Annotated in this window: 6 protein-coding genes; 4 read left to right on the forward strand and 2 right to left on the reverse strand. The window is 70.3% G+C overall.

What is annotated here, in order from left to right; genetic code table 11:
• Nucleotides 1-119 precede the first annotated feature (119 nt).
• Complete coding sequence (locus tag D7V77_RS38290) at nt 120-2,384, reverse strand: PAS domain S-box protein (protein ID WP_167547882.1); 2,265 nt, start codon at nt 2,382-2,384, stop codon at nt 120-122.
• A gap of 262 nt (nt 2,385-2,646) precedes the next feature.
• Between D7V77_RS38290 and D7V77_RS38295 the strand changes: the two genes are divergently transcribed.
• The 3 genes from D7V77_RS38295 to D7V77_RS38305 all read left to right on the forward strand — a co-directional run bounded on the left by D7V77_RS38295 (nt 2,647) and on the right by D7V77_RS38305 (nt 6,554).
• Nucleotides 2,647-4,035 carry a serine/threonine-protein kinase gene (locus tag D7V77_RS38295; protein ID WP_120581173.1) on the forward strand — a complete coding sequence of 463 codons (1,389 nt, stop codon included), beginning with the start codon at nt 2,647-2,649 and terminating at the stop codon, nt 4,033-4,035.
• Between the two features lie 344 nt (nt 4,036-4,379).
• Complete coding sequence (locus D7V77_RS38300) at nt 4,380-5,255, forward strand: hypothetical protein (protein ID WP_120581174.1); 876 nt, start codon at nt 4,380-4,382, stop codon at nt 5,253-5,255.
• 315 nt (nt 5,256-5,570) lie between these two features.
• Complete coding sequence (locus D7V77_RS38305) at nt 5,571-6,554, forward strand: sensor histidine kinase (RefSeq protein ID WP_120581175.1); 984 nt, start codon at nt 5,571-5,573, stop codon at nt 6,552-6,554.
• A 3-nt stretch (nt 6,555-6,557) separates the two neighbouring features.
• On the opposite strand, the gene D7V77_RS38310 is transcribed toward D7V77_RS38305, so the two are convergent.
• Nucleotides 6,558-7,268: a TetR/AcrR family transcriptional regulator gene (locus D7V77_RS38310; protein WP_120581176.1), complete on the reverse strand. Its 711-nt coding sequence runs from the start codon at nt 7,266-7,268 to the stop codon at nt 6,558-6,560.
• A gap of 143 nt (nt 7,269-7,411) precedes the next feature.
• On the opposite strand from D7V77_RS38310, the gene D7V77_RS38315 reads away from it, so the two are divergent.
• Nucleotides 7,412-8,237: sterol desaturase family protein (locus D7V77_RS38315; protein ID WP_147452292.1), on the forward strand; the 826-nt coding region annotated here is incomplete at its 3' end.

The following is an 8,237-nucleotide window of genomic DNA, read 5'->3' on the forward strand; positions in this document are numbered from 1 at the left end:
CTCCCGGCCCTCGGAGACCTCCGCCCCCGCGAACCCCCTCCCCACTGGCGCCACGGGCCCAGGGGCCTCCGGCCCCGCCGCGACCTCTGGAGGAGCGGCGGGTTGCCCGGAGGAAGCGCTCATCGAGACGCCTCCGCCGAGCGGCCGACCAGTTCGCGCAGCTGCGCCAGGTCCAGCGGCTTGCTCAGCTTGAGGTTCGGCACGTCCCGCAGGAACGACGTCGTGCGCGGGGTGAAGGCTCCACCCGTCATGAACACCATGCGCCCCGCCTGCTCCGGCACCGAGCGCCCCAGCTCGAAGTACAGGTCCATGCCCGTCATCCCGGGCATCATCACGTCGCAGAGGATGAGGTCGAAGCGGCCGCCCTCGTTCACCAGCCGCAGCGCCGCCTGCGCGCTGTTCGCCGTGGACACCTCGTGCTCCGAGGCCAGCGAGCGCTGCAGCGCCACCGTCACGTTGGGCTCGTCATCCACCACCAGGATGCGCGCCCTCGCCCCCGCTGGCGCCGTCGCCGACAGCCGCGGGTAGAGGTCCACTTCGTGCGCCGCCGAGCGCAGCACCACGCGGAAGATACTGCCCTGCCCCGGCGTGCTCTCCGCGTGGATGGAGCCGCCCATGGACTCCACGATGCCGTGGCAGATGGACAGCCCCAGCCCCGTGCCCACGCCCACCGCCTTCGTGGTGAAGAACGGATCGAAGATGCGCCCCAGCACCTCCGGCGTCATGCCCACGCCGGTGTCGCGCACCTCCACCACCACCTTGCCCGTCTCGCCCGGACGGATGATGGCGCGAATCTCGTGCTCGGTGACGGAGGATGGATGCTCCGGAATCGCCTGCGCCGCGTTGAGCAGCAGGTTCAAGAACACCTGGCACAGCCGCGCCTCGCTCGCCTCCACCGCGGGGACGGGTTCGAATTCCGTCACGAGCCGCGCGCGGTGGCGGATGACGTTGTCCGCCATCTTGCACGCCAGCTCCACCGAGCGGCGCACGTCCACCGGCATGGGGCGCGACTCCTGCTCGCCGCGCGCGAAGACCTTCAGGTCCCGCACGATGGTCGCGATGCGCTCCGCGCCCTCCGTCGTCTCGCGCACCAGCTGCTGGATGGAGGCCACCGGCTCGGACGGGGCGCCTTGAGCCTCCAGCTTGTCCAGCCCCTCGCGGATGAGGTGCAGGTTCACCAGCATGTACGCCAGCGGGTTGTTGATTTCGTGCGCCACGCCCGCGCCCAGCGTGCCCACGCTGGCCAGCCGGTCCGCCACCACCAGGCGCGCCTGGAGCTGCCGGCGCTCGCTCAGGTCGCGGTGCACCATGATGTTCGCGATGATGCGCCCTTCCGCGTCGCGCAGCGGCACCACCACGGACTCACAGACGCACGCCATGCCGTCCGCGCGCTTGAACTCCATCTCCCCGCTCCAGCGCCCGTGAACCTCCAGCGCGGTGAGGACGGCGCCCGTCAGCCGGTCCGGCTCACCGGGGTGCAGCACGCTGAAGAGCGTCTGTCCCATGGCCTCCTTGCGGCTGCGGCCGAACATCCGCTCCGCGCTGGTGTTCCAGTCGATGACCCCGCCCGCCAGGTCCGTGATGACGACGCCGTCGGAGATGCTCTCGAAGATGAGCGCCTGGCGGTGCAGCTCCTGCTCCGCCTGCTTGCGCGCGGTGATGTCCATCACCGTGCCCGTCACCCGCGCGGGCTGCCCCGACGCGTCCAGCAGCACATCGCCCTTGCACGAAATCCAGCGGTAGCCGCTGCCCGCGGGCTCGATGCGGTACTCCACGTCCACCTGCGAGCGCTGCTGCAGCGCCGTGGCCAGCCCCGCGCGAAGCCTGGGCAGGTCCGCCGGGTGCACCACCTCCTCCAGGTCCATGGCGCGGCCGGACAGCTTGCCCACGGCCAGGCCCAGGAGCCGGTCCACGTGCTCGCTCCAGGTCACCTGCCCCGTCTTCGCGTTCCAGTCCCAGATGCCCACGCGCGCGGCGGACAGCGCCTGCCTGAGCTGCTCCTCGCGCTGCTCCAGCACCTCGCGCCGGGAGAAGCGGAACACCGTCACCGTGCCCACCTGGAGCCGGTCGCCCTCCTGCAGCTCCGCGGTGGACACCGGCAGGCCGTTGAGGAACGTGCCGTTGGTGGACTCCAGGTCCGTGACGAGGCACGAACCGTCCGACTTGCGCTGGATGCGCGCGTGCTTGCGCGACACCCCGTGGTCGTCGATGCGCACCTCCGCTTCCGACCCGCGCCCGATGACGTGCTCGCCCGGCTCCAACCGGTACGCCTTGCCGATGGCCGCCGGCGTCGTGGTGCTGATGAGGATGAGGCACGCCCCGGTCGAGGACGGGGCCGTCACCGACTGGCCCGCACAGGTCGTGAGCTCGTCCACCAACGTCATCATGTATGCAAGCCCCCTGACGTCCCCCTGCGCTCGGGCTGGCAGTGTCCTCGCCGCCTGTCGTGCATGACGCCGCGCTCCGTTTGGGCCCGAAGTCCTGGCCCGGACCGCAACCATACCCCAACGGCTTCCAATGAACGTCCCCACCCCCTTCAGGACAGGGACCCTGACTCCTGGTGAACGGCCAGGCAGGCAAGCAGGGCAGCCAACCCGGCACGGGCACTCGCGACCCACCCCGTGGATGGTAGGGTGCGGGGTATTCATGGCGGTGGATTCAGAGAGCACCTTCCGCATCCAGGCACGCGCGAACGCGAATACCTCGGACAAGGGGCACGACACACCCAGCCGTGCCGAGCGCGGGCCGGGCACCCTGGCGGGTGAATACGTCCTCAAGTCCATGCTGGCGGCCGGCGGCCACGGCAGCGTCTACGAGGCGGAGCACCGCATCCTGGGGCGGCACGCGGCGGTGAAGGTGCTGCACTCGCACCTGGCGGACCAGGGCGAGATGCTCCAGCGCTTCGTGCGCGAGGCGCGCGTCGTCAATCAGATCCACCACCCGAACATCGTGGACGTCTACGACTTCGGGCTGATGCCGGACGGCAGCCCCTACTACGTGATGGAGCTGCTCTCCGGGCGCACGCTGAGCCAGGTGGTGCAGGAGCGCGGGCGGCTGTCCGCGTCCCGCGCGCTGGCGTACCTGGAGCCCGTCTGCGGCGCGCTGGAGGCGGCGCACCGCGCGGGCGTCGTGCACCGGGACTTGAAGTCCAGCAACATCCTCGTCGTGGAGGAGGGGGAGAAGCCCCGGCTGAAGCTGTTGGACTTCGGCATCGCGAAGCTCATCCAGCAGGAGCCCGGGCAGGAGGGGCTCACCACCGCGGGACAGCGCCTGGGCACCGCGCACGCGATGGCGCCCGAGCAGTTCCGCGGCGGCACCATCGGGCCGCCCACGGACGTGTACGCGCTGGGCGTGCTCCTGTATCAGCTGCTCACCGGCCGCTACCCCTTCCAGTCCGATGATCGTCTGGAGCTGGAGCGCATGCACCTGGAGGCCCCGCCTCCGCGCCCCAGCGTGAAGGCCCCGGTGTCCCCCGCCGTGGACGCGGTGGTGCTCCGGTGCCTGGACAAGGACGCCACCCGCCGCTACCCCAGCGTGAACGCCTTCCTCACCGCGCTGCGCGAAGCCACGGAAGAGCCCAATCAGGTGGAGAGCCAGACGCGGCTCGTGCTGGCCGTGAACGCGGAGGTGGTGCTCCCCGCCACGGACATGGACGACGACACCACCTACGCCGCGCTCGCCCACGTCATGGACACACTGGAGCAGGGCCTGCGCGCGGAGCACTTCATCCTGGCGCTCCAGACGGGCACCGCGCTCCTGGGCGTGCGGCCCGTGGCCGCCGGCATCACTCCCGCGCTCGCCCTTCGACCCCTGAGAGAACTGCAAGCCGAGGCGCAGCGTCTGGCCGAAGCCGTCCACGCCCGCGTCCACCTCTGCCTCCACCATGGTGAGGCGGAGACACGCGGCGACTCCGGCGAGGCCGAGGTGGTAGGCGGCCCGGTCACGCATGTGGCAACCTGGAACGTAAGGGACCCCGGTGGCTTCGCCATCACCCGTCCCGCGTCCCAGTACCTCGAAGAGACTCCTCCGCAGTAGGCCGTCCCCGCACTCCTCCTCCCCCGCGGCACCCCGCTTGAGTCGTGTGGTCCCATGCCTTTCACCGGCACACGTCCGCCCCCGTGAGAATTGGACCCACACCATAATTTTTTGACGAAACCGTATTTATTTTAGATCCTGAATCCGTCACGATTCCCCTGTCTGACAGTTTCAGCACCTTTCTAGGTGAAAGCCTGGACTGCCTGACATTCTGGAAGCCGGTCCTCCGACTTCCCTCGAGCGGGAGCCCCTACATGCGCCTCACCCCTGCTTTTCGGCCTGGAAGTGGATGCAGCGAGTGGTGGAACCGAGTTGCCTCACGCCAACCCCTGAAGGCGGTGTTGATGACGGGGGCGCTGTTCGCCCTCGTGGGTTGCGGTGGCGCGATGCCGGAGGACGCGGCGTGGGAGGCCGATCCAGCATCGGTGGATCAGGCGCTGCAGATGGACAACGGGCTGACCGTCAACGGATTGACGGTCAACGGGCTCACCGTCAACGGGCTCACCGTCAACGGGCTCACCGTCAACGGGCTGAACACCGAGAGCTTCAACGAGTGGTTCAGCCAGAACACGGACACTGCGCCGATGCTGATGGCGTACATCGTGAAGTGCTCGGTGCCCGAGGGGCAGACGCGCACCTTCCAGTCCACGACCACCGGGGCGAAGTACACGTGGCAGGGCAGCCTGGGCCTGGCGCCGGGTTGGGCCACGGGCAAGGCCGCGACGGTGACGGAGCAGCAGGCGGTGAGCGCGTGCCTGGCGGCGCACGCGAACAAGTACGGCCTGCACATCGCGCTGTCCGTGCTGGGCCGCACGGCGGAGGGCGCGGCGATTCCCTACTCCGCCGAGGAGCTGTCGCAGTTCAGCGCGAAGGAGGCGTGCTTCTTCGGCAACCTCTTCACCAACGAGGGCCTGTTCGCCGCGAGGGATCGCGACTTCAGCTCGGCGGAGAGCTCCACGCGGGCTTGCGGCCTGACGCTGAAGGCGGACTCCTGCGCGCCCATCACCAACATTGGCAGCTGCGCGCAGTTCTGCACCAAGGGTGACCCGAGCCAGCCCTATTACACGCAGTGTACGTACAACGGGAAGACGTACCCGGCCATCACCACGCGCGTGAAGCCCACGGAGCTGTTCCGCTGCGGTGACGGCGTGTGCCAGTTCACCGAGCGCGCGGGTTCCGGCAACACGGCGGACAGCTGCCGCGCGGACTGCGGCGCCTGAAGCGGACGCACCCGTTGAACCGGCGGTGAGCAGCGCACTGGCATGAACGGCCTCGTCCCCACCCCGGCCGCGTGTCCAGATGCCTCCGGGCGTGCGGTGAGTTCCTCCCGCGCGCCCGAATCCCCCAGTGGAAAATGACAGTCGGGACGTGAAACCAAAGCGGTGTCCGCTCGACGTCATCACGTACTCGCGCGCACCTTGCCGGGCACGGGGCGGCGGTGTTGGATGGACGTCCACAGGCCGTTCCCGAGAGCAGGGACCCCCGCCACGAGGAACGGTGACGGCCGCGGATGGACGTGGGTGGAGCGGGCCGCGATGACGTTACGAGCGAAGGTCGGGCGGTTGGCGGCGATGACGCGGCGGCGGGGCACGCTCCGCCAGGCCTTCGAGCGCCTGGGCCCCGGTTCCAACACCCGGTGCACCGAGGAGACGCCCTGCGCGGACAACCGGCTCTTGGAGGAGACGGTGCGCGAGCGCACCGCGGCGCTGGAGGCCGCCAACGCGAAGCTGTCCAGCAGCCTGGAGCAGCTGCACGCGACGCAGACCCAGCTGCTCTTCGCGGACCGGCTCATCGCGCTGGGGCGCATCGCGGCGGGCGTGGGCCATGAAATCAACAACCCGCTGGCCTTCATCCTGAGCAACCTGGAGTACATCCACCAGGAGCTGCAGCAGAAGGAGCGCCTGTCGGAGCAGGACCGGCAGGAGATATTGGAAGCGCTGGCGGAGACGCGCGACGGCGCGGAGCGCATCCGGCTCATCGTGCGCGACCTGCAGACGCTGTCGCGCGCGGAGGACGTGGGCAGCGGGCCCGCGGAGCTGGCCGCGGTGGTGCGCACGGCGGCGAAGATGGCCATGCACGAGTTGCGGCACCGGGCGCGGCTGGTGGTGGAGTGCGACGGCGTGCCGCCGGTGCAGGGCAACGGCTCGCGGTTGGGGCAGGTGTTCCTCAACCTGCTGCTCAACGCGGCGCAGTCCATCTCCCCGGGGAACGCGGAGGGCAACGAGGTGCGCGTGGTGGCGCGTCCCGGAGAGCCCGGCCACGTGCTGGTGGAGGTGCGCGACACCGGCTGCGGCATCGAGCCCGAGCACCGCGAGCGCATCTTCGACCCCTTCTTCACCACCAAGCCGCTGGGCGTGGGCACGGGGCTGGGGCTCGCGGTGTGCCATGGCATCGTCACCTCGCTGGGCGGCACGCTCACGATGGAGAGCGCGCCCGGCCGGGGCAGCGTCTTCCGCGTGACCCTGCCGGTGGCGGGCGCCTTCGTGCAGCCGCAGCGCCCGCAGGCCGACTGGACCTGAGCTTCAGCCTCCGCCGGGCGGCTTCATCCCGAGAGCCCCCTGGAGCATCCCCCCGAGCACCTCGCGGAACCTCGCGTCCGACGCCGCGTCCGCCGGACGCCCCATCACGGGCAGCAGCGCCTCCCGCGCGAGCAGGAACCACTGCGACGCGCACAGCGCCACGAGCAGCGTCATGTCCACCGTGTCGCGCGAGGGCGGTGGCGTGCCCTGCGCCTCCGCCACGCGGCCCGACTGGAACTCCAGCGCGTCCGCCAACAGCCGCAGGCCCTGCGCGCGCACGAGCGGCATGTGCTCGGCGCGGCCGGTGAGCAGCGCCCACGCCATCAGCCGGCTGTGCTGTCCCTGCTGGACCACGGTGAAGAAGCGCTCGAGCAGCGCGCCGGCGCTGGGAGGCGCGTCCGCCGCGAGCAGGTGCTCCCGGAAGGACGCGGCCAGCAATTCGTTGCGGCGCAGGAGCACCTCGCGCACCAGGGCCTCGTAGGTGCCGAAGTAGTGCGTGACGAGCGCGTGGCTCACCCCCGCCGCCTTCGCCACCGCCTGCAGCCCCACCTTGTCCGGCCCCTGCTCCACGAGCAGCGGCTCGGCGGCCTGGAGGATGGCGTCTCGCGCCTCCTCCGGGGTGCGCCGCTTCCGGGGCGCGGCGGGCTTCGCGGGGCGACGGGGAGCGGAGGTGCGCCGGGCCGGAGCCCGGCCCTGGGGACGCTTGGATGCCATCGCGGCGCATCCTAGCCCCCCGCTTCGTCGTTCAACGCACCCATCGCTATTGTCATGTTTGACAATAACCACGGACGGGCATTATCCATGGGGTGTCCGGGCATGACTGGCCCGGGGGTGTGCTGGCCTTCGCGAGGTCCGTGATGCATGCGCTGCTGCCTGAGAATCCGTCGCTGCCGGTGCTGTTCCTGCTGGTCCTGCTCATCTCCGGGACCGTCAAGCTGCTGACGGTGGTGGGTGGCTGGGGGGTGTGGCGCACGCGGCTGGCGGAGCGCTTCCGGGTGTACCGGCGGGAGCTGGCGAAGGGGCAGCTGCGCAGCGAGGCGCTGGCGGCGGTGGGCGTGGTGGTGACGGACGCGGTGCTCATCGGGACGTTCCGGTACTTCAGCGGCCCCCTGATGGCGCCGTTCAGCCTGTCCACGGCGCTGTGGTCGTACGCGTGGATGTTCGTGGGCTTCGAGGTGTGGTTCTACGTGACGCACCGGCTGCTGCACCTGCCGCGCTTCTACCGCTTCCACGCGCAGCACCACGTGGCGCAGGTGACGGAGCCGCTCACCGCGCTGTCGTTCTCCGTGGTGGAGCGGGTGGTGCTGATGGGCGGCGGGCTGGGCCTGCACTTCGCGGCCATGCACGTGTTCCCGGGCACGCAGGTGGGAATCCTGGCCTACATGCTGACCAACTACGTCCTCAACGCGTTCGGGCACGGCAACACGGAGTGGCTGCCGAAGCGCTTCGTGACGTCCTGGGTGGGCCGCGTCTTCTTCACCCCCACGTTCCACGCGCTGCACCACGCGCGCTACCAGGGGCACTACGGCCTGTACACCGTGGTGCTGGACCGGTGGCTGGGCACCGCGTTCGCCGACTATCCGCGAGTGCATGCGCGCGCCCGCGATGGCGAGGGACTGACGCGCATCGGGGAGCGGCTGGCGGTCGCGCCCCCTGCCCCGTCCCTGTCTCTTATACACCTCT

The organism is Corallococcus sp. CA041A, assembly GCF_003612075.1.
Classification (GTDB): Bacteria; Myxococcota; Myxococcia; order Myxococcales; family Myxococcaceae; genus Corallococcus; species Corallococcus exiguus.